This window comes from Pseudomonas sp. EYE_354 (genome assembly GCF_023148575.1).
In the GTDB taxonomy this organism is placed as follows: domain Bacteria; phylum Pseudomonadota; class Gammaproteobacteria; order Pseudomonadales; family Pseudomonadaceae; genus Aquipseudomonas.
In genome coordinates this window covers 25,416-46,243 of the sequence record NZ_JAHXNQ010000023.1, presented here as the reverse complement: position 1 = coordinate 46,243, position 20,828 = coordinate 25,416, and the positions used below count along the sequence as shown (strand labels likewise).

Sequence of the window (20,828 nt, the reverse complement as noted above, 5' to 3'; positions counted from 1 at the left end):
CCGCATGTGGGCGTAAACCCTCTTGCAGCTTGACGCTTGCAACTTGCCGCTGCTTCAAAAATGAATGACGGTACGAATGCTCTTGCCTTCATGCATCAGGTCAAACGCTTTGTTGATATCTTCCAGGCCCATGGTGTGGGTGATGAAGGTATCCAGCGGGATTTCACCGGTCTGGGCCATTTCCACGTAGCTAGGCAATTCCGTACGGCCACGCACGCCGCCGAAGGCCGAACCGCGCCAAACGCGACCGGTCACCAACTGGAAAGGTCGAGTAGAGATTTCCTGCCCGGCACCGGCCACACCGATAATCACCGACTCGCCCCAGCCTTTGTGGCAGCACTCGAGGGCCGCGCGCATCAGTTGCACGTTGCCGATGCACTCGAAGGAAAAGTCCACACCACCGTCAGTCAAATCGACGATCACGTCCTGGATCGGGCGGTCGTAGTCTTTTGGGTTGATGCAATCGGTGGCGCCCAATTGCTTGGCGATTTCAAACTTGGCCGGGTTGATATCGATCGCGATGATGCGACCGGCCTTGGCTTTGACCGCACCGATCACAGCCGACAGGCCTATACCGCCAAGACCGAAGATGGCCACGGTGTCGCCCGGCTTGACCTTGGCGGTATTGATCACCGCACCAATGCCGGTGGTGACGCCGCAACCGAGCAGGCAGACTTTTTCCAGCGGTGCCTCTTTAGGAATCTTGGCCACGGAAATTTCCGGCAGCACGGTGTACTCCGAGAAGGTCGAGGTCCCCATGTAGTGGAAAATCGGCTGGCCCTTGTAGGAAAAACGCGTGGTGCCGTCGGGCATCAGGCCTTTACCCTGGGTGGAGCGAATGGCCTGGCACAGGTTGGTCTTGCCCGACAGGCAGAATTTGCACTTGCCGCATTCCGGGGTGTACAGCGGAATCACATGATCACCCACGGCAACCGAGGTGACGCCCTCGCCGATCGCTTCAACCACAGCGCCGCCTTCGTGACCCAGGATCGACGGGAAGATGCCTTCCGGGTCCGCGCCCGACAGGGTGTAGGCGTCGGTGTGGCATACGCCGGAAGCCACCACGCGCAGCAGGACTTCACCCGCCTTGGGCATGGCGACATCCACTTCGACGATCTCCAGCGGTTTTTTGGCTTCAAAGGCGACAGCGGCGCGTGACTTGATCATCCGGGTTTCTCCAGGGGCTTAAAAGTGAGAACGGCAGTGTAAAACAGGGCTCAGCGATTAATAATCCGGCACAAAGCAAAACATTATTGCTGCACAGGGATAATCATCATGTTGGAGAACCGCTGGGAAGGCATCGATGAATTTGTCGCGGTGGCCGAATGCAGCCAGTTCACTGCCGCCGCCGAACGCCTGGGCGTTTCCTCGTCCCATATCAGCCGTCAGGTCGCGCGCCTGGAAGAGCGCCTGCAAACACGCTTGTTGTACCGCAGCACCCGCAAAGTGACGCTGACCGAAGCCGGGCAAACCTTCCTCCAGCATTGCCAACGCCTGCAAGACGGACGCGAAGAAGCGCTGCGCGCGGTGGGCGACCTGACCAGTGAACCCAAGGGCATGCTGCGCATGACCTGTGCCGTGGCGTACGGCGAGCGGTTTATCGTGCCGTTGGTGACGCGCTTCATGGGGCTTTACCCGCAGTTGCGGGTGGACATCGAACTGAGCAACCGCCAACTCGACCTCGTGCAAGAGGGTTTGGACCTGGCGATTCGCCTGGGACGCCTTTCAGACTCGAGGATGGTTGCCAGCCGCCTGGCGCCACGGCGCATGTACCTCTGCGCGTCGCCGTCCTACCTCAAACGGTACGGCCGTCCGCATAGTTTGTCGGAGTTGAGCCGACATAACTGCCTGATCGGCAGTTCGGACGTCTGGCAACTGGCCCAGGATGGGCGGGAGTTTTCTCAGCGAGTGCAGGGAAACTGGCGTTGCAACAGTGGGCAGGCGGTGTTGGAGGCCGCATTGCAAGGCGTGGGGTTGTGCCAGTTGCCCGACTATTACGTACTGCAGCACTTGCACAGCGGGGCGCTGGTGTCGCTGCTGGAGGCGCATCAGCCGCCGAATACGGCGGTGTGGGCGCTGTATCCGCAGCAGCGGCATTTGTCGCCCAAGGTTCGAAAGTTGGTGGACTTTTTGAAGGAGGGGTTGGCTGGACGGCCGGAGTACAGCAGTTGATCGCTCACTGAAGGGGCGACGCGGCAACTGATTAACGCCGGTTAACCCAGCGCAACCGCAACCACTCAAGATCCTCCTGCCGGGTCACCTTGATATTGTCCGAGCGCCCTTCGATCAGGCGTGGCGCCTGGCCGGACCATTCCATGGCCGAGGCTTCGTCAGTGATGACCGCGTCGGCCACCAGGCTGTCGGCCAATGCGCGGTGCAAGGCACCGAGGCGGAACATTTGCGGCGTGTAGGCTTGCCAGATCAAGCTGCGATCCACGGTTTCCACCACGCGACCGAGCTTGTCGACACGCTTGAGGGTGTCACGGGCCGGCACCGCCAGCAGACCACCGACAGGATCATCAGCCAGCTCGCTTAACAGTTTGTCGAGATCATCACGGCTCAAATTGGGCCGGGCAGCATCATGCACCAGCACCCAGTCGTCATCACTGGCGCCCAGGGCGTTCAAGTGCAGCAGTGCATTGAGTACCGAGCCCGAGCGCTCTGAACCGCCGTCTGCGCGCTGGATACGCGGGTCAACAGAACAGGCCAGCGTGGGCCAATAGGGATCATCCGGAGCAAGACTGACCACTAGGCCCTTGAGCGCTGGATGGTCGAGAAAACAGCAGAGACTGTGTTCGAGAATAGTGCGCCCGCCCAACTGCAAATATTGCTTGGGACGGTCCGCGGCCATACGGGCACCGACGCCCGCGGCAGGAATCACGGCCCAGAAGGCCGGTAAGCTGTTGCTCATTGGGCCAACTGGTAGAGGGTCTCGCCCTCCTTGACCATGCCCAACTCATGGCGCGCCCGCTCTTCAACAGTCTCCGTGCCTTTTTTCAGCTCAAGCACTTCGGCGTAGAGCACGCGATTGCGCTCCAGCAGGCGTTCGTTTTCGGCGCGCTGGTCGGCAATTTGCTGGGTCAGGTCTTTTACCTGGGCAAAGCTGCCATTACCCACCCATAGGCGGTACTGCAGGCCAGCCAGCAACAAGAGCAAGACGAGGAACAACCAATTGGGACTGCGCATCGAATATCGGGTATCCAGTGAAAAAAGACAGCCATGCAAAACTTTTGAAGCAACTGATAGCACGAAGCCTGGAAGAACCAGGCTTGTGCTTGATAGCCATCAGATTAACGCCGAAATGTTCACTATCGTGAATTTTCCGACGCAATCCGCTGACTTTTTACTACTCAGCGATCAGCCGCGAAACTCGCCGCGACCGTTGTACTTGGCTTTGCCACCCAATTGCTCTTCGATGCGCAGCAATTGGTTGTACTTGGAAACGCGATCGGAACGGCACAGGGAACCGGTCTTGATCTGGCCTGCCGAGGTGCCCACAGCCAGGTCGGCAATGGTCGAGTCTTCGGTTTCGCCGGAGCGATGGGAGATCACCGCGGTGTAGCCCGCAGCCTTGGCCATCTGGATAGCTTCCAGGGTTTCGGTCAGGGTGCCGATCTGGTTGAACTTGATCAGGATCGAGTTGGCGATCTTTTTGTCGATGCCTTCTTTCAGGATCTTGGTGTTGGTCACGAACAAGTCGTCGCCCACCAACTGGATTTTCTCGCCGATTTTATCGGTGAGGATCTTCCAGCCGTCCCAGTCGGACTCGTCCAGGCCGTCTTCGATCGAGATGATCGGGTAGCGCTGGGTCAGGCCCTTCAGGTATTCGGCAAAACCTTCGGAGTTGAACACCTGGCCTTCGCCGGACAGGTTGTACTTGCCGTCTTCATAGAACTCGCTGGCCGCGCAGTCCAGAGCCAGGGTCACGTCGGTGCCCAGCTTGTAGCCGGCATTGGCCACGGCTTCGGAGATCACTTTCAGTGCATCTTCGTTGGACGCCAGGTTGGGCGCGAAACCACCTTCGTCACCCACTGCGGTGCTCAGGCCACGGGCCTTCAGCACAGCCTTGAGGTGATGGAAAATCTCGGTGCCCATGCGCAGGCCTTCGGAGAAGGTCTTGGCGCCAACCGGCTGCACCATGAATTCCTGGATATCGACGTTGTTATCGGCGTGCTCGCCACCGTTGATGATGTTCATCATCGGTACCGGCATCGAGTACACACCCGGCGTGCCGTTCAGGTTGGCGATGTGCGCGTACAGCGGCAGGTCCTGGTCCTGGGCGGCCGCCTTGGCTGCGGCCAGGGACACGGCGAGGATGGCGTTCGCGCCCAGGCTACCTTTGTTTTCGGTGCCGTCGAGCTTGATCATCGCGTGGTCCAGGGCTTTTTGGTCCAGCGGGTCCTTGCCCAGCAGCAGGTCACGAATCGGGCCGTTGATGTTGGCTACAGCCTTGAGTACACCCTTGCCCAGGTAACGGCTCTTGTCGCCATCACGCAGTTCCAGCGCTTCGCGCGAACCGGTGGAAGCACCGGACGGCGCGCAGGCGCTGCCGATGATGCCGTTATCGAGAAGCACGTCGGCTTCGACGGTGGGGTTGCCACGGGAGTCGAGAACTTCACGACCTTTGATGTCGACGATTTTTGCCATTGTTGTAAACACTCCAAAGTTGACGAAAACGACGCAGCTGAAGGGAAACTTTTGACCGACCGCAAGGGTGGAACAACGGGGCAGGCTTGCAGGCGACAAGGCTCAGGCCCGAGGGCCTGAGCAGAAAACGTGGGAAAGTCTACCGGAGAAACGCGGCTTACGCGGTCTCTACCGTCGGAAAACTCTTGACCAGTTCGTCCAGTTGCTTGAGCTGGGCCAGGAATGGCTCCAGTTTGTCCAGGCGCAGGGCGCATGGGCCGTCGCATTTGGCGTTATCCGGGTCCGGATGGGCTTCCAGGAACAGGCCGGCCAGGGACTGGCTGATGCCCGCCTTGGCCAGGTCCAGCACCTGGGCACGGCGCCCACCAGCGGAATCGGCACGACCACCGGGCATTTGCAGCGCGTGGGTCACGTCGAAGAACACCGGGTATTCGAACTGCTTCATGATGCCGAAACCAAGCATGTCCACCACGAGGTTGTTGTAGCCGAAGCTCGAACCGCGCTCGCACAGGATCAACTGGTCGTTACCCGCTTCCACGCACTTGTTCAGGATGTGTTTCATTTCCTGAGGCGCGAGGAACTGGGCTTTCTTGATATTGATCACAGCGCCGGTCCTGGCCATCGCCACGACCAGATCGGTCTGGCGCGACAGGAAGGCCGGCAACTGGATGATGTCGCATACCTCGGCGACGACCGCGGCCTGTTCAGGCTCGTGGACGTCGGTAATGATCGGCACGCCGAAGGCTTGCTTGATGTCCTGGAAGATCCGCATGCCTTCTTCAAGACCTGGGCCGCGATAGGAGGTCACGGACGAACGGTTGGCCTTGTCGAAGCTGGCCTTGAACACGTAAGGGATACCGAGTTTCTCGGTAACCTTGACGTACGCTTCACAGACCTGCATCGCCATGTCGCGGCTTTCCAGTACGTTCATGCCGCCAAACAGCACCATGGGCTTGTCGTTGGCAATCTCGATGTCGCCTACGCGAATGATCTTCTGGGCCATCAGGTTTACGCCTTCTTCTGATGTTGCGTCAGTGCGGCTTTAACGAAACCGCTGAACAACGGGTGACCGTCACGTGGAGTCGAGGTGAACTCCGGGTGGAACTGGCAGGCGACGAACCATGGATGATCCGGTGCTTCAACCACTTCAACCAGCGCGCCATCACCGGAGCGACCGGAAATTTTCAGGCCGGCTTCTTTGATCTGCGGCAGCAGGTTGTTGTTCACTTCGTAACGGTGACGGTGACGCTCGACGATCACATCCTTGCCGTAGCAATCGTGAACCAGGGAACCCTGTTCCAGCAGGCAGTCCTGTGCGCCAAGGCGCATGGTGCCGCCCAGGTCGGAGCTTTCGGTACGGGTCTCAACGGCGCCAGTGGCGTCTTCCCACTCAGTGATCAGGCCCACGACCGGGTGGCCGCTCTTGCTGTCGAACTCGGTGGAGTTGGCGTCTTTCCAGCCCAGCACGTTACGGGCGAACTCGATAACGGCCACTTGCATGCCCAGGCAGATCCCCAGGTACGGCACCTTGTTCTCACGAGCGTACTGCACGGCGGTGATCTTGCCTTCCACGCCACGCAGGCCGAAACCGCCGGGTACGAGGATTGCATCGACACCCTCGAGCAGCGCAGTGCCCTGGTTCTCGATGTCTTCGGAGTCGATGTAGCGCAGGTTGACCTTGGTACGGTTGCTGATACCGGCGTGGCTCATCGCTTCGATCAGCGACTTGTATGCATCCAGCAGTTCCATGTACTTGCCGACCATGGCGATGGTGACTTCGTGCTCCGGATTGAGCTTGGCGTCGACCACGGCTTCCCACTCGGACAAGTCAGCGCCATTGCACTGCAGGCCAAAACGCTCAACCACGAAATCGTCCAGGCCTTGCGAATGCAGGATGCCGGGGATTTTGTAGATGGTGTCGGCGTCTTCCAGGGCAATCACCGCGCGTTCTTCAACGTTAGTGAACTGCGCGATCTTGCGACGCGAGGAGATGTCGATCGGGTGATCCGAGCGGCACACCAGCACGTCCGGTTGCAGACCAATGGAACGCAGTTCCTTGACCGAGTGCTGGGTAGGCTTGGTTTTGGTTTCGCCGGCGGTGGCGATGTACGGCACCAAGGTCAGGTGCATCAGCATCGCGCGCTTGGCGCCGACTTCGAAACGCAATTGGCGGATGGCTTCGAGGAACGGCTGGGATTCGATGTCACCCACGGTGCCACCGATCTCGACCATCGCCACGTCGGCATCGCCGGCACCCTTGATGATGCGGCGCTTGATTTCGTCGGTGATGTGCGGGATTACCTGGATGGTTGCACCCAGGTAGTCACCACGACGCTCTTTGCGCAGCACATGCTCGTAGACACGGCCGGTGGTGAAGTTGTTGTTCTGGGTCATGGTCGTGCGGATGAACCGCTCGTAGTGGCCCAGGTCCAGGTCGGTCTCGGCGCCGTCGTGTGTGACGAACACTTCACCGTGCTGGAACGGGCTCATGGTGCCCGGGTCGACGTTGATGTACGGGTCCAGCTTGAGCATGGTGACTTTAAGCCCCCGCGCCTCCAGGATGGCCGCCAATGAAGCGGAGGCAATGCCTTTCCCCAATGAAGAAACAACACCGCCCGTGACGAATATGTAGCGCGTCATGAAAAACCCTAGAAGTCTGCGTTAAAGCGGTCCGAGCCGCCGGGGAAAGCGAAGAGAGGCCGAAGCCCCCGATCACCTGCATTAATCACAGTGCACCTTTCAAAAAAACCGCCGCGTTGTGACAGACCAGCAATGAAACACCGGTACGTTGATCGCTACACATTTTTTGGAATCGCCCAGCAAAGACTGCTTGGTAATCGGCAACTCCTGCGATTCAGGCGAATCCACAGAAGTTGTATCAAGAAGGGAGCGTAGTCTACCGGAAAGGCTCTATCAGCTCAAACCTTGATCGCAGGTCTGTGGCATCCAATGTAATTGCCAGCCTTCAGTCGTGACCGCCCAAGATCCAGCAACGCTGGGCACACCCAGCAATTGCTCGCCACGATACAGCAGCGGCAATCTGCCACGGACGAAGCCCGGCAGCCCACTTTCGTTGAGTAGGCGCTTCAAGTCACGCCGACCCCGACCGGGCACTTCTAGGATTTCACCGCCTTGGCGATAGCGAACCGTCAACGGTCCTGGGGGCACTTGGCCGATCAGTTCCAAGCGGCCATTGCCGGGTAACTCTAGTGGGCTTTGCGGATCGGGCCAGCTCACCGTTGCGTGGGAAAATTCCGACCATTCACGCGGCAACCACCAGATGCGCCCGCCGCCGCGCTGCAACTCGCCGTCGGCCAGGCGCCACAGTGGCTGTGCATCGCCCTTGGCATCGCGCAGGCAATGCCAGCCGGACCAGTGGTCGCTGTCAGGTAAACGTGTAAGCGGAGTCAGCCAGTAACGCAAGGCGTTGCGCTGACGGGCATCGGAAAGCTCACGCAGTGACGCAACGGCCAGTGACGGCAGGGGCAGCCAGGCAAAGGGCGAAGGTTGGTCTGCGACCTCAAGGTCCATACGGGCCAAGTCATCCAGTAGCCCCTGGGCTTCACTGAGGTGTTCAGCGGCGCGCGCCAGACTGGGGACGGTTTGAGGCCAGCGCGCCGTCAGCATCGGGAACACGTGTTGCCGCAGGTAGTTACGCGAAAAGCGCGGGTCCGTGTTGGACGGGTCTTCGATCCACTGCAGTTGGTGCTCGCGGGCATACACGTGCAGCTCAACGCGCGACACATCCAATAACGGCCGCAGCAGGTAACCACCCGCCAACGGCCGACACACGGGCATTGCCGACAGCCCGCGCACGCCCGCCCCGCGCAACAGACGGAACAATAAGGTTTCGGCCTGATCCTCGCGGTGCTGGCCCGTCAGCAGCGTCTCCCCTGCTCCCGTCACCTCTTCGAACGCCTGATAACGCGCATCACGGGCCGCGCGCTCAAGGCTGGCGCCTGGCTGCACGTGCACATGCATCACCCGCAACGGCACGCCCAGGCGGTCACATACCGCTTGGCAATGAGCCGGCCAGGCATCGGCTGCCGCTTGCAGGCCATGATGCACATGGACCGCTCTGAGAGGCGGCAGCGTTTCGGTCGTTGCAAGGGAGGCCAGCAGGTGCAGCAAGACGGTGGAATCGAGCCCACCAGAGAAGGCGATATGCCAGGCCGGGGCGTTGCGCCAGGGAGCCAGGGCTTGCAGGAGTTTGGCGGGGAGCAGGGGTTTCATCAGATGTACCGCCCCCGACCCTGGATACGTTCGACTATGGGTTCCTCAGAACCCATAGGGCTGCTTCGCAGCCCAGCGCGGGCGGTGCGACGATTCGACAAGCCCGCTCACCAAGGCGGGCCACGTCCACATTTAGAACGGACTTTACAGACCGTAGCTCATCAGGCGCTCATAACGACGGGCCAGCAGTGCTTCGTTATCCAGCTTCTTGAGCATCGCCAACTGCGAACCCAGTTCAGCACGGATGGTGGCAGCAGCAGCGGCAGGATCGCGGTGGGCGCCGCCCAACGGCTCGGCGATCACTTTGTCCACGATACCCAGGCCCTTGAGGCGATCGGCGGTGATGCCCATGGCTTCGGCAGCGTCCGGCGCCTTGTCGGCGGTTTTCCACAGAATCGAGGCGCAACCTTCCGGCGAGATCACCGCGTAGGTCGAATATTGCAGCATGTTCAGTTGGTCGCAGACACCAATGGCCAGTGCACCGCCAGAACCACCTTCACCGATCACGGTGGCGATGATCGGGGTTTTCAGGCGGGACATGACGCGCAGGTTCCAGGCAATCGCTTCGCTCTGGTTGCGCTCTTCGGCGTCGATACCTGGGTAAGCCCCTGGCGTATCGATGAAGGTCAGGATTGGCATCTTGAAACGCTCAGCCATTTCCATCAGGCGGCAGGCCTTGCGGTAGCCTTCCGGACGCGGCATGCCGAAGTTGCGGCGCACTTTCTCACGCACTTCACGGCCTTTCTGGTGACCGATAACCATGACTGGCTGGTCGTCCAAACGCGCGATGCCACCCACGATGGCCGCGTCGTCGGAGAAGTGACGATCGCCGTGCAGCTCGTCGAATTCGGTGAAGATATGCTGAATGTAGTCCAGGGTGTACGGACGGCGCGGGTGGCGAGCCAGGCGCGCAATCTGCCAACTGGTCAGCTTGCCGAAGATGTCTTCGGTGAGCGTGCTGCTCTTGTCTTGCAGGCGGGCGATCTCATCGCCGATATTCAGCGAATTGTCATTGCCGACCAGGCGCAGCTCTTCGATCTTGGCTTGCAGGTCAGCGATCGGCTGTTCGAAATCAAGAAAATTCGGGTTCATAAGCGTCCGTCTTGGGTCGACGGCCAGGGCGTGCCTGGCCAGCCGGTTGTCTATTCGCGCCCTACCTTAAGGGAGAGGCGCGTTTAGGTCGAGATTAAATGTTCAGTCGAGATCAGGCGAAATGCTATCACCTGGCCGTCAACGGTATTGGAGGAAGACGTTGTCACGGCCGAACTGGTCACGCAATGCTTGAATCAAGCCATCAGCAGGATCAATTCGCCACGTCTCACCGAACTGCAACATGGCCTTGGCGTCGCTGCCGGTGTACTCCATCGTGACCGGGCATGCACCCCGGTGGCGCTTGAGCAGGTCGCCCAACCAGCGTAGCTGATCGCCTTTGAGCGCTTCGGTTTTCACCTTCAAGCGCAGGCTTTCGGCCAGGTTGGTGCGCGCATCTTCCATGCTCATCACGCGTTTGATGCGCAGGCGCAGGCCGCCGGAGAAGTCATCATTGCTGACCTCCCCTTCCACCACCACCATCGCATCGGTCTGCAACAGCGATTGCGCGGAATGGAACGCATCGGCAAACAGCGACGCTTCGATCCGGCCCGAGCGGTCGTCGAGGGTGATGAAGCCCATCTTGTCGCCCTTTTTATTTTTCATCACCCGCAGGGCGATGATCATGCCGGCCACGGTCTGGGTATCCCGTGCCGGTTTCAGGTCGATGATGCGCTGGCGGGCAAAACGGCGGATCTCGCCTTCGTATTCGTCGATCGGATGGCCGGTCAGATACAGACCCAAGGTGTCTTTTTCACCCTTGAGGCGTTCCTTGAGGGTCAGTTCCTTGGCCTTGCGGTGATTGCCGTAGACATCTGCGTCCTCTTCGACGAACAACCCGCCAAACAGGTCGGCGTGGCCGCTGTCGTGGGTGCGGGCGGTCTGCTCGGCGGCCTTGATCGCTTCTTCCATGGCGGTGAGCAGCACCGCGCGGTTGCGGTCGATATTGGCCTGATAGGCCTTCGGCTCATCATGGAAATACGGGCCGAGACGGTCCAACGCGCCGCTGCGGATCAGGCCATCAAGGGTTCGCTTGTTGATGCGCTTGAGGTCAACCCGCGCACAGAAATCGAACAGGTCCTTGAACGGTCCGTCCTGACGCGCTTCGGTAATCGCTTCCACCGGGCCTTCGCCCACGCCCTTGATTGCACCGAGGCCGTAGATGATGCGGCCTTCGTCGTTCACCGTGAACTTGAACTCCGAGGCGTTCACGTCCGGCGCGTCGAGGCGCAGCTTCATGGTGCGCACTTCCTCAATCAGGGTCACGACCTTATCGGTGTTGTGCATATCCGCCGAAAGTACCGCGGCCATGAACGGCGCCGGGTAGTGGGCTTTGAGCCAGGCGGTCTGGTACGACACCAGCCCGTAGGCCGCGGAGTGGGATTTGTTGAAGCCATAACCGGCGAATTTTTCCACCAGGTCGAAGATGTTACCCGCCAGGTCCGCGTCGATATTGTTGGTGGCGCAACCCTCAATGAAACCGCCGCGCTGCTTGGCCATTTCCTCGGGTTTCTTTTTACCCATGGCTCGACGCAGCATGTCCGCGCCGCCGAGGGTATAACCGGCCATCACCTGGGCGATCTGCATCACCTGTTCCTGATACAGGATAATGCCGTAGGTGGGTGCCAATACGGGCTTGAGGCCTTCGTACTGGTAGTCGGAGTGCGGGTAAGCCAGTTCGGCGCGGCCGTGCTTGCGGTTGATAAAGTCGTCAACCATGCCCGATTGCAGCGGGCCTGGACGGAACAGCGCCACCAGTGCGATCAAGTCTTCCAGGCAGTCGGGCTTGAGCTTTTTGATCAGCTCTTTCATGCCGCGCGACTCGAGCTGGAACACCGCGGTGGTCTCGGCTTTTTGCAGCAGGGTGTAGGTCGGCTTGTCGTCCAGCGGGATAAACGCGATATCCAGCGGCTCTTCGTTGACCTTGGCGCGGTCGCGATTGATGGTCTTGAGCGCCCAGTCGATGATGGTCAGGGTCCGCAGGCCAAGGAAGTCGAACTTCACCAGGCCGGCCGCCTCCACGTCGTCTTTGTCGAACTGGGTCACCAGGCCGCCGCCCTCTTCATCGCAGTAGATCGGCGAAAAGTCGGTGAGCTTGGTCGGCGCGATAACCACACCACCGGCGTGTTTGCCGACGTTACGCACCACACCTTCAAGCTTGCGCGCCATGTCCCAGATTTCGGCGGCTTCTTCATCGACCTTGATAAAGTCGCGCAGGATCTCTTCCTGCTCATAGGCCTTTTCAAGGGTCATGCCGACTTCGAACGGGATCATCTTCGACAGGCGATCCGCCAAGCCGTAAGACTTGCCCTGCACCCGTGCCACGTCGCGGATAACCGCCTTGGCGGCCATGGACCCGAAGGTGATGATCTGGCTCACGGCGTTGCGGCCGTATTTCTCGGCCACGTATTCGATTACGCGGTCGCGACCGTCCATGCAGAAGTCGACGTCGAAGTCGGGCATGGAGACCCGCTCCGGGTTCAGGAACCGTTCGAACAGCAGGTCATATTCCAGGGGGTCGAGGTCGGTGATCTTCTGCACATAGGCCACCAGCGACCCGGCACCCGACCCACGGCCAGGCCCTACCGGCACGCCGTTGCTTTTGGCCCACTGGATAAAGTCCATTACGATCAGGAAGTAACCGGGGAACCCCATCTGGATGATGATATCCAGCTCGAAATTCAGCCGATCGACGTAGACCTGGCGCTTGGCTTCGTAATCTTCGGTGGTGTCCTTGGGCAACAGAACGCTGAGACGCTCCTCCAGACCATCAAACGACACCTTGCGGAAATACTCGTCGATGGTCATGCCATCGGGGATCGGGAAGTTGGGCAGGAAGTGCTTGCCCAGCTTCACTTCGATGTTGCAGCGCTTGGCGATCTCGACGGAGTTTTCCAGGGCCTCGGGCAAGTCGCTGAACAGCTCGGCCATTTCCTCGGCGCTTTTGAGGTACTGCTCTTCGCTGTAATTCTTGGAGCGGCGCGGGTCATCCAGGGCCCGACCTTCACCGATGCATACGCGGGTCTCGTGGGCTTCGAAATCTTCTTTCTTGATAAACCGCACATCGTTGGTCGCCACCAGCGGCGCGCCCAGCTTGTCGGCCAGGGCCACGGCGGCGTGCAGGTGCTCCTCATCATTGGGGCGGTTGGTGCGCTGCACTTCCAGGTAGAAGCGATCCGGGAAGACCTGCATCCACTCCTTGGCCAGCACTTCAGCTTCGTGGGGGTTGCCGCCCAGCAGCGCAAGACCGATCTCGCCCTCTTTGGCGGCCGACAGCATGATCAGACCTTCACTGGCCTCGGCCACCCACTCGCGCTCAATGATGATCGAGCCATTGCGCTGACCATCGATAAACCCGCGGGAAATCAGTTCGGTAAGGTTGCGATAACCCACGCCGTTCATCGCCAGCAGGCTGATACGGCTCAGGGCATTGTCCGGGTCCTTGTTGGACAGCCACAGGTCGGCACCGCAGATCGGCTTGATGCCGGCGCCCATGGCGTTCTTGTAGAACTTGACCAGGGAACACATGTTGTTCTGGTCGGTCACCGCGACTGCAGGCATGTTCATGCCCACCAGGGTTTTGACCAGGGGTTTGATTCGTACCAGGCCGTCGACCAGGGAGTACTCAGTGTGCAGGCGCAGGTGAACGAATGAAGCCGGCATAGTGATCCTGTCTTATACGTGGAAACAACAAGGCCCGGATTGTACCGGGCCTTGGCAAAAACATCAGCCTCGCGACTACACCTCGCTGAGACTCTCACGCGCCTCGTAAGCCAGGCGGACCGGGCCAAACGAACGGCGGTGGATCGGCGTCGGGCCAAGGCGCGCCAGGGCTTCCAGATGAACGGGCGTCGGGTAGCCTTTATGACCGCCGATCCCGTAGCCGGGATAGATCAATTCGAACGCGGCCATCTCACGGTCACGGCTGACCTTGGCCAGGATCGATGCGGCAGCGATGGCCGGAACCTTGCTATCGCCCTTGACCACCGCTTCGGACGGCATCGCCAATTTGGGGCAACGGTTACCGTCGATCATCGCCATCCTGGGCGTGATGTGCAGGCCCTCCACCGCGCGCTGCATGGCGAGCATGGTGGCGTGAAGGATATTCAGTTCGTCGATTTCTTCAACTTCGGCTCGGGCGATGTGCCAGCTCAGGGCTTTCTCACAGATCTCGTCGAAGAGCTTTTCCCGACGGGCCTCGGTGAGCTTTTTCGAGTCATTCAGCCCCAGGATCGGACGGCTTGGGTCGAGGATCACCGCCGCCGTAACGACAGCGCCACACAATGGCCCGCGCCCGACTTCGTCAACACCGGCCACCAGTGCGCGGGCCTCGGCGACCAGGCTGAAATCCAGGCCCATTTGCGTCGTCATAAGGTTTCCTGTTTGTTGCCAATCAAGCTCAATACAGCGTCAGCCGCCTGGTTGGAAGCATCACGACGCAAGATGCGATGAATTTCGTCGAAGCCACGGGTCTGCTCGTCGCCGCCGTCGATCAAAGGCAGCAGCGTTTGCGCGAGGGCTTCGGGGGTTGCGTCGTCCTGCAGCAACTCCGGCACCAACAAGCGCTGGGCGAGCAGGTTGGGCAAGGAAACGTAGGGGCTCTTGACCATGCGCTTGAGAATCCAGAACGTCAGCGGCGCCAAGCGATAAGCCACAACCATCGGACGTTTGTACAGCAAGGCTTCCAGCGTCGCGGTTCCCGAGGCGATCAGCACCGCATCGCAGGCGGCCAGGGCCAGGTGCGACTGGCCGTCGAGCAGAGTCAGCGGCAGATTGCGCCCCTCAAGCAACGTCTCGATTTGCACGCGACGTTGCGGGCTGGCACACGGCAGCACGAAACGCACACCCGGCTTCAGGGCTCGCAGGCGCTCGGCGGCATCGAAAAACACGCTGGCCAGACGCCCGACTTCGCCGCCTCGACTGCCAGGCATCAGCGCGACGAGCGGGCCGTCAGCCAGGCCTAATTCGACGCGGGCCGCTGCGCGATCAGCGTGCAACGGGATGGTGTCGGCCAACGTATGACCCACGAACCTCACCGGCACGCCCTTCTCTTCATAGAACCGGGCTTCGAACGGCAGCAACGTGAGCATCAGGTCACAGCCTTCGCGTATCTTGAGCACGCGCTTCTGCCGCCATGCCCACACGGAGGGGCTGACGTAGTGCACGGTCTTGATGCCGGCCTGACGCAACTTGAGTTCGATATTGAGGGTGAAGTCCGGCGCGTCGATTCCGATAAAGACGTCAGGCTTTTCTTCGATCAGGGTCTTGATCAGCAGCTTGCGTCGAGCCAACAGCTCACGCAGGCGACCCAGCACTTCCACCAGGCCCATGACCGACAGACGCTCCATGAGGAAATAGGAGGTGAGACCTTCAGCCTGCATCAGCGGGCCGCCGACACCGATAAATTCCACTGCCGGGTGCTGGACTTTGAGGGCTCGCATAAGACCTGCGCCCAGAATGTCACCTGAAGCCTCGCCTGCCACCAGCGCGATACGCAGATTAGCCATGATCAGCGGGTGATGCCGCGGGTCGACGCCTGGATCGAGTCACGGAACACCGCGACTTCCGGGAACAACGCTGCCGGCTCGGTCAGTTGGGTCAATGCCTGATCCACCGTCAGGCCCTGGCGGTAAACCACCTTGTAGGCACGGCGCAACGCGTGGATGGCCTCTTCGCTGAAGCCTCGACGACGCATGCCTTCGAAGTTCATGCTACGCGCCTCGGCCGGGTTGCCGAATACGGTCACAAACGCCGGAACGTCCTTGCCGATGGCGGTGCCCATCCCCGAAAAGCTGTGAGCGCCGATATGGCAGTACTGGTGCACAAGGGTAAATCCGGACAGGATTGCCCAATCGTCGACGTGCACATGGCCGGCCAACGCAGTGTTGTTGACCAGGATGCAGTGATTGCCGATCACGCTATCGTGGCCGATATGGGCATACGCCATCACCAGATTGTGGTCACCCAGGGTGGTTTCCGCACGGTCCTGCACAGTGCCTCGATGAATGGTCACGCCTTCACGGATGATGTTGTGGTCACCGATTACCAAGCGCGTTTCTTCACCCTTGTACTTCATGTCCGGGGTGTCTTCGCCTACCGAGGAGAACTGGTAGATACGATTGTGTTTGCCAATGCGGGTCGGACCTTTGAGGATCACGTGCGGCCCGATGACAGTCCCCTCGCCGATTTCCACACCTGCGCCGATGATCGACCAGGGGCCGACCTCAACGTCGGCGGCCAGAACGGCCGACGGATCGATGATTGCGCGAGGGTCAATCAAACTCATAGTTTGCGTTCCGCGCAGATGATCTCGGCGGAGCACACCGGCTTGCCATCTACCGAGGCCTGGCATTCGAACTTCCAGATCTGGCGCTTGCAGCTGATGAATTTGGCTTCCAGGATCAACTGGTCACCCGGGGTAACCGGATTGCGGAAACGCAACTTGTCCGAACCCACGAAATAGTAAAGCGTGCCATCGGCAGGCTTGAGGTCGAGCATTTTGAAACCAAGAATACCGGCAGCCTGGGCCATCGCTTCGATGATCAACACGCCCGGCATGATGGGATGCGCGGGAAAGTGACCATTGAAGAACGGTTCGTTGATGCTGACATTCTTGTAGGCACGAATGCGCTTTTCCTCAACATTGAGGTCCACTACGCGGTCCACCAGCAGGAACGGGTAACGGTGAGGCAGGTATTCGCGAATCTCGTTGATGTCCATCATTTCGGGGGGAAGCCTGTAATAAAGATTGGGGGCGTGCGACTAAACGCACGCCCCGCTAGCAAATCAAGGAGGCAAGTCTAGCGGCTGTGCACACTTGATATGGAAATGGTATCAGCCTTCTGATGAAGCATTACCGCCAGGGGTCACGTCCCCAACACGCTTTTCCAGCTGTTTGAGACGTCGAGCCATGTCGTCGAGCTGCCTCAACCGCGCTGCACTCTTGCGCCACTCAGCCGCAGGCTGCATGGCGGTACCGGACGAATAGGCCCCTGGCTCGGTAATCGAGTGAGTGACCATGGTCATACCGGTGATGAATACGTTGTCGCAAATATCGATATGCCCTACCAGCCCAACGCCACCGGCGAGCATGCAATGCTTGCCGATTTTGGTGCTGCCGGAAATCCCCACGCACGCCGCCATGGCGGTGTGATCGCCAATCTGTACGTTGTGGGCGATCTGGATCTGGTTGTCGAGCTTCACACCGTTACCGATCACGGTATCGGCCAGGGCCCCGCGATCGACGGCTGTGTTGACACCGATTTCCACGTCGTCACCGATCACAACACCGCCAACCTGGGCGATCTTGTTCCAGATGCCCTTCGAGTTGGCGAAGCCAAAGCCTTCCCCCCCGATCACTGCACCGGACTGGATCACCACACGCTGCCCGATACGCACATCGTGGTACAGGGTGACGCGGGGCGCCAACCAGCCATCGGCACCGATTTCGCAGCGAGCGCCGATAAAGCAGTGGGCACCCACCGTGACACCGGCACCAATACGTGCGCCACTCTCGATCACCGCAAAGGCGCCGATGCTGGCCGCAGGATCAACCTGGGCATCATCGGCAATGACGGCCGACGGATGAATACCAGCAGCTGCCTTGGGTTTGGGATCGAACAGGTGCGACACCCGCGCATAGGCCAGGTAGGGGTCGGCTACGACCAGCGCATCCCCGGCAAACCCTTCGGCGTCAGCAGCCTTCAGCAATACGGCTGCAGCGCGGCTGTCGACCAGGTATTTACGGTACTGAGGATTTGCGAGGAAGCTCAACTGAGCTGGGCCAGCCTCCTGCAAGGTGGCTAGCCCAGTGATTTCCTTCTCCGGGGAGCCAAGCAAGGTAGCCCCCAGGAACTCGGCCAACTCGCCGAGCTTGATAGTCGCGGTCATGGCTTACTTCAGCTGATTCATGCGCTCGATCACCTGACGGGTGATGTCGTATTGAGGCTTGACGTCAATCACTGCGCCACGCTCGAACACCAGGTCAAAGGCACCTTTCTTGATGACTTCTTCCACTGCGCTGTCGAGTTTCGGCTTGAGCTGCTTGAGCATTTCGCGGTCAGCAACAGCTTTGGCTTCGTTCAGTTCCTTGGATTGGAACTGGTAGTCACGGGCCTTTTGCTTGAATTCAAGCTCCAGACGCTCGCGCTCGCCTTGCTGCATCTTGTCACCACCGGCTACCAGACGATCCTGGATGCCCTTGGCACTGCTTTCCAGGGTCTTGAGCTTGGTCAGTTGCGGACCGAATTTTTTCTCGGCGTCCACGGCGTATTTCTTGGCCGCGTCGGACTCCAACAGAGCCATCTGATAGTTCAGGACGGCGATTTTCATTTCGGCGAAGGCCGGGGTGGTTACCAGCACGGTGGCCAGCAGAACCAATTGAGTCAACTTACGCACAATGCAACTCCTACAGAATCCGTTGTCGTTATCTTGGGTCAGACGCTTAGAACGTCTGGCCGAGGGAGAATTGGAAAATCTGGGTTTCAGCGTTATCCGGTTTCTTGATCGGCATGGCCAAAGCAAAGCTCAACGGACCAAGCGCAGTCACCCACGTCACACCCACACCCACGGAGCTCGCCAGGTTGCTGAGGCTCACGTCGTTACACTGAGTGTTGGACTTCACGCCGCTTGGGTTGGTGATCTGCTCGCACTTGGAGTCGAACACGTTACCCACGTCCCAGAAGACCGAAGTCCGCAGAGAGCGCTGATCTTTCACGAATGGCAACGGGAACAGAATCTCGGCACCGCCCTGGATCAACACGTTACCACCGAATGGCAGTGGGTCGTTGTCGGAGTCGACGGTCGTGCCTTGGTTACCGGTCACGCCCACACCACGGCTTGGGGTACCACGCGGCCCCAGCGTACTGTCCTTGAAGCCACGTACCGAGTTGAAACCACCCGCGTAGTAGTTCTCATAGAACGGCAAGCCATTGGTCGAACCATAACCGTCGCCATAACCCAGCTCAGTGTGCAGGCGCATGGTGTAGTTATCGCTCAGCGGCTGGAACAACTGGCCGCGGTAATCGAGCTTGAAGAACGACAGGTCGCTGCCCGGCGTGGTGGTTTCCAGGGTCAGGCTCTGAGAGTGGCCACGGGTTGCCAGTACGCCTTTGTTCAGGGTCGACTCGGACCAGCCGGCAGACGCCTTGAAGTTCAGGAACTTGTCGCCTTCGCGACGGGTAAAGTCGAAGATCTCATCCACGGTATAGACACCGGTCTTGATCTCATCCTGCTGCGCGGTCAGGCCGAAGGTCAGACGCGACGTTTCACTGATCGGATAACCCACGTTGACACCGGCACCCAGGCTGTCGATCGCATAGCTTGCAACGTCGACGTCAAGGTCTTTGTAGTCGGTGGTGCGGTAGAAGGCGTTGTAGCCCAGGCTCACACCGTCTGCTGTCCAGTAGGGGTCGGTATAACCGAAGTTATATCGGCTCTGGTATTCGCTTCGGGTCAGGCCAATGGAGACACGGTTACCGGTACCGAGGAAGTTGTTCTGAGTGATGGAACCACCCAGGATCAGACCGGCACTCTGTGCAAAACCAACGCTGGCGGTGATCGAACCCGACGCTTGTTCTTCTACGGCGTAGTTCACGTCAACCTGGTCGTCCACACCCGGTACGGCTGGGGTTTCGACGTTGACTTCCTTAAAGAAGCCCAGGCGTTCAAGACGGGTCTTGGACTGGTCGATCAGGTAAGTCGATGCCCAACCACCTTCCATCTGACGCATTTCACGACGCAGCACTTCGTCCGCAGACTTGGTATTGCCACGGAAGTTGATGCGGTTCACGTAGGCGCGCTTGCCTGGGTCAACCACGAACGTGATATCCACGGTGTGGTCTTCATCGTGCGGGGTCGGCACACCGTTAACGTTGGCGAAGGTATAGCCTTCGTTACCCAGACGACGGGTGATCAGTTCGGAAGTGGTGGTCATCAGCTTGCGCGAGAACACTTGGTCTTTCTGCACCAGCAGCAGGGACTTGACCTGGTCTTCAGGCACTTTCAAGTCGCCGCTCAGCTTGACGTCACGGACCTTGTACTTCTCGCCTTCGTTGACGTTGACGGTGATGTAGACGTGCTTCTTGTCCGGGGTGATGGACACCTGGGTCGAAGCGATGTCCATGTTGATGTAACCGCGGTCCAGGTAGTAGGAACGCAGACGCTCAAGGTCACCGGAGAGTTTTTCACGGGCGTACTTGTCATCGTTCTTGAAAAACGACAGCCAGTTGGTGGTCTTGAGTTCGAACAGGTCGATCAGGTCTTCATCAGCAAACTTGGTGTTACCCACCACGTTGATGTGCTGAATGGCCGCCACGGTACCTTCGTTGATGTTGACCTTGAGGCCTACACGGTTACGAGGTTGCGGCACCACTTCCGTTTCCACGGTCGCGGAGTAGCGGCCCTGGGCAACGTACTGGCGTTGCAGTTCGTTACGCACACCTTCAAGGGTGGCGCGCTGGAAGATCTCGCCCTCCGCCAGGCCGGACTGTTTGAGACCCTTCATCAGGTCTTCAGTGGAGATCGCCTTGTTGCCCTCGATCTCGATACTGGCGACGGAAGGTCGCTCGACCACAGTGATGACCAGGACGTTACCTTCGCGCCCCAGCTGGATGTCTTGAAAGAAACCGGTTTTGAACAGCGCACGAGTGGATTCCACCAGGCGACGGTCATCAGCCTGTTCACCGACGTTCAACGGTAAGGCACCAAAGACGCTACCTGCGGAAACCCGCTGGAGGCCGTTGACGCGAATATCGGAGATGGTGAAGGACTCGGCGTGAACTTCGGCGATCATCAATACGGTGAGAACCGCAGTTAGCAGCAGACGTTTCATGAAGTCCTTTCTTATTCCAACTGGCAAT

17 protein-coding genes are annotated in these 20,828 nt (G+C 59.5%); 1 reads left to right on the top strand and 16 read right to left on the bottom strand.

Annotated features, from left to right (window positions below; translation table 11 throughout):
- Positions 1-54: 54 nt before the first annotated feature.
- Complete coding sequence (locus tag KZX66_RS24515; protein WP_017137160.1) at positions 55-1,167, bottom strand: S-(hydroxymethyl)glutathione dehydrogenase/class III alcohol dehydrogenase; 1,113 nt, start codon at positions 1,165-1,167, stop codon at positions 55-57.
- Between the two features lie 108 nt (positions 1,168-1,275).
- Between KZX66_RS24515 and KZX66_RS24510 the strand changes: the two genes are divergently transcribed.
- The gene (locus KZX66_RS24510) at positions 1,276-2,172 is read left to right on the top strand and encodes a LysR substrate-binding domain-containing protein (RefSeq protein WP_248083807.1); all 897 of its coding nucleotides are present in this window, start codon (positions 1,276-1,278) and stop codon (positions 2,170-2,172) included.
- A gap of 31 nt (positions 2,173-2,203) precedes the next feature.
- Here the strand turns inward: KZX66_RS24510 and ispD are convergent, their stop codons facing one another.
- The 15 genes from ispD to bamA all read right to left on the bottom strand — a co-directional run bounded on the left by ispD (position 2,204) and on the right by bamA (position 20,800).
- A complete protein-coding gene (gene ispD / locus KZX66_RS24505; RefSeq protein WP_248083806.1) occupies positions 2,204-2,911 on the bottom strand; it encodes a 2-C-methyl-D-erythritol 4-phosphate cytidylyltransferase in 708 nt (235 codons plus the stop codon).
- On the bottom strand, positions 2,908-3,186 hold the full coding sequence (gene ftsB / locus KZX66_RS24500) for a cell division protein FtsB (RefSeq protein WP_248083805.1): 279 nt from the start codon (positions 3,184-3,186) through the stop codon (positions 2,908-2,910). The genes ispD and ftsB overlap by 4 nt, the downstream gene beginning before the upstream one ends.
- A 171-nt stretch (positions 3,187-3,357) precedes the next feature.
- Positions 3,358-4,647, bottom strand: a complete 1,290-nt coding sequence (eno, locus tag KZX66_RS24495) for a phosphopyruvate hydratase (protein WP_029297253.1) — start codon at positions 4,645-4,647, stop codon at positions 3,358-3,360.
- Between the two features lie 157 nt (positions 4,648-4,804).
- Positions 4,805-5,650, bottom strand: coding sequence for a 3-deoxy-8-phosphooctulonate synthase (gene kdsA, locus KZX66_RS24490; RefSeq protein WP_248083804.1), 846 nt, complete (start codon positions 5,648-5,650; stop codon positions 4,805-4,807).
- 5 nt (positions 5,651-5,655) lie between these two features.
- Positions 5,656-7,287, bottom strand: coding sequence for a CTP synthase (locus KZX66_RS24485; RefSeq protein ID WP_248083803.1), 1,632 nt, complete (start codon positions 7,285-7,287; stop codon positions 5,656-5,658).
- 273 nt (positions 7,288-7,560) lie between these two features.
- Positions 7,561-8,880: a tRNA lysidine(34) synthetase TilS gene (gene tilS / locus KZX66_RS24480; protein WP_248083802.1), complete on the bottom strand. Its 1,320-nt coding sequence runs from the start codon at positions 8,878-8,880 to the stop codon at positions 7,561-7,563.
- 144 nt (positions 8,881-9,024) lie between these two features.
- Entirely contained in the window at positions 9,025-9,972 is a 948-nt protein-coding gene (locus tag KZX66_RS24475; protein WP_248083801.1) for an acetyl-CoA carboxylase carboxyltransferase subunit alpha, read from the bottom strand.
- Positions 9,973-10,110: 138 nt separating this feature from the next.
- Positions 10,111-13,632 carry a DNA polymerase III subunit alpha gene (gene dnaE, locus KZX66_RS24470; protein ID WP_248083800.1) on the bottom strand — a complete coding sequence of 1,174 codons (3,522 nt, stop codon included), beginning with the start codon at positions 13,630-13,632 and terminating at the stop codon, positions 10,111-10,113.
- Between the two features lie 75 nt (positions 13,633-13,707).
- Positions 13,708-14,340, bottom strand: a complete 633-nt coding sequence (gene rnhB, locus KZX66_RS24465) for a ribonuclease HII (protein WP_248083799.1) — start codon at positions 14,338-14,340, stop codon at positions 13,708-13,710.
- On the bottom strand, positions 14,337-15,476 hold the full coding sequence (lpxB, locus tag KZX66_RS24460) for a lipid-A-disaccharide synthase (RefSeq protein WP_248083798.1): 1,140 nt from the start codon (positions 15,474-15,476) through the stop codon (positions 14,337-14,339). The genes rnhB and lpxB overlap by 4 nt, the downstream gene beginning before the upstream one ends.
- Before the next feature lie 2 nt (positions 15,477-15,478).
- A complete protein-coding gene (lpxA, locus tag KZX66_RS24455) occupies positions 15,479-16,255 on the bottom strand; it encodes an acyl-ACP--UDP-N-acetylglucosamine O-acyltransferase (protein ID WP_032891646.1) in 777 nt (258 codons plus the stop codon).
- Complete coding sequence (gene fabZ / locus KZX66_RS24450; RefSeq protein WP_003172281.1) at positions 16,252-16,692, bottom strand: 3-hydroxyacyl-ACP dehydratase FabZ; 441 nt, start codon at positions 16,690-16,692, stop codon at positions 16,252-16,254. The genes lpxA and fabZ overlap by 4 nt, the downstream gene beginning before the upstream one ends.
- 111 nt (positions 16,693-16,803) lie before the next feature.
- Entirely contained in the window at positions 16,804-17,859 is a 1,056-nt protein-coding gene (gene lpxD / locus KZX66_RS24445; RefSeq protein WP_248083797.1) for a UDP-3-O-(3-hydroxymyristoyl)glucosamine N-acyltransferase, read from the bottom strand.
- Between the two features lie 3 nt (positions 17,860-17,862).
- Entirely contained in the window at positions 17,863-18,366 is a 504-nt protein-coding gene (locus tag KZX66_RS24440) for an OmpH family outer membrane protein (RefSeq protein ID WP_003172279.1), read from the bottom strand.
- Between the two features lie 46 nt (positions 18,367-18,412).
- Positions 18,413-20,800 carry an outer membrane protein assembly factor BamA gene (bamA, locus tag KZX66_RS24435; protein ID WP_248083796.1) on the bottom strand — a complete coding sequence of 796 codons (2,388 nt, stop codon included), beginning with the start codon at positions 20,798-20,800 and terminating at the stop codon, positions 18,413-18,415.
- Positions 20,801-20,828 lie beyond the last annotated feature (28 nt).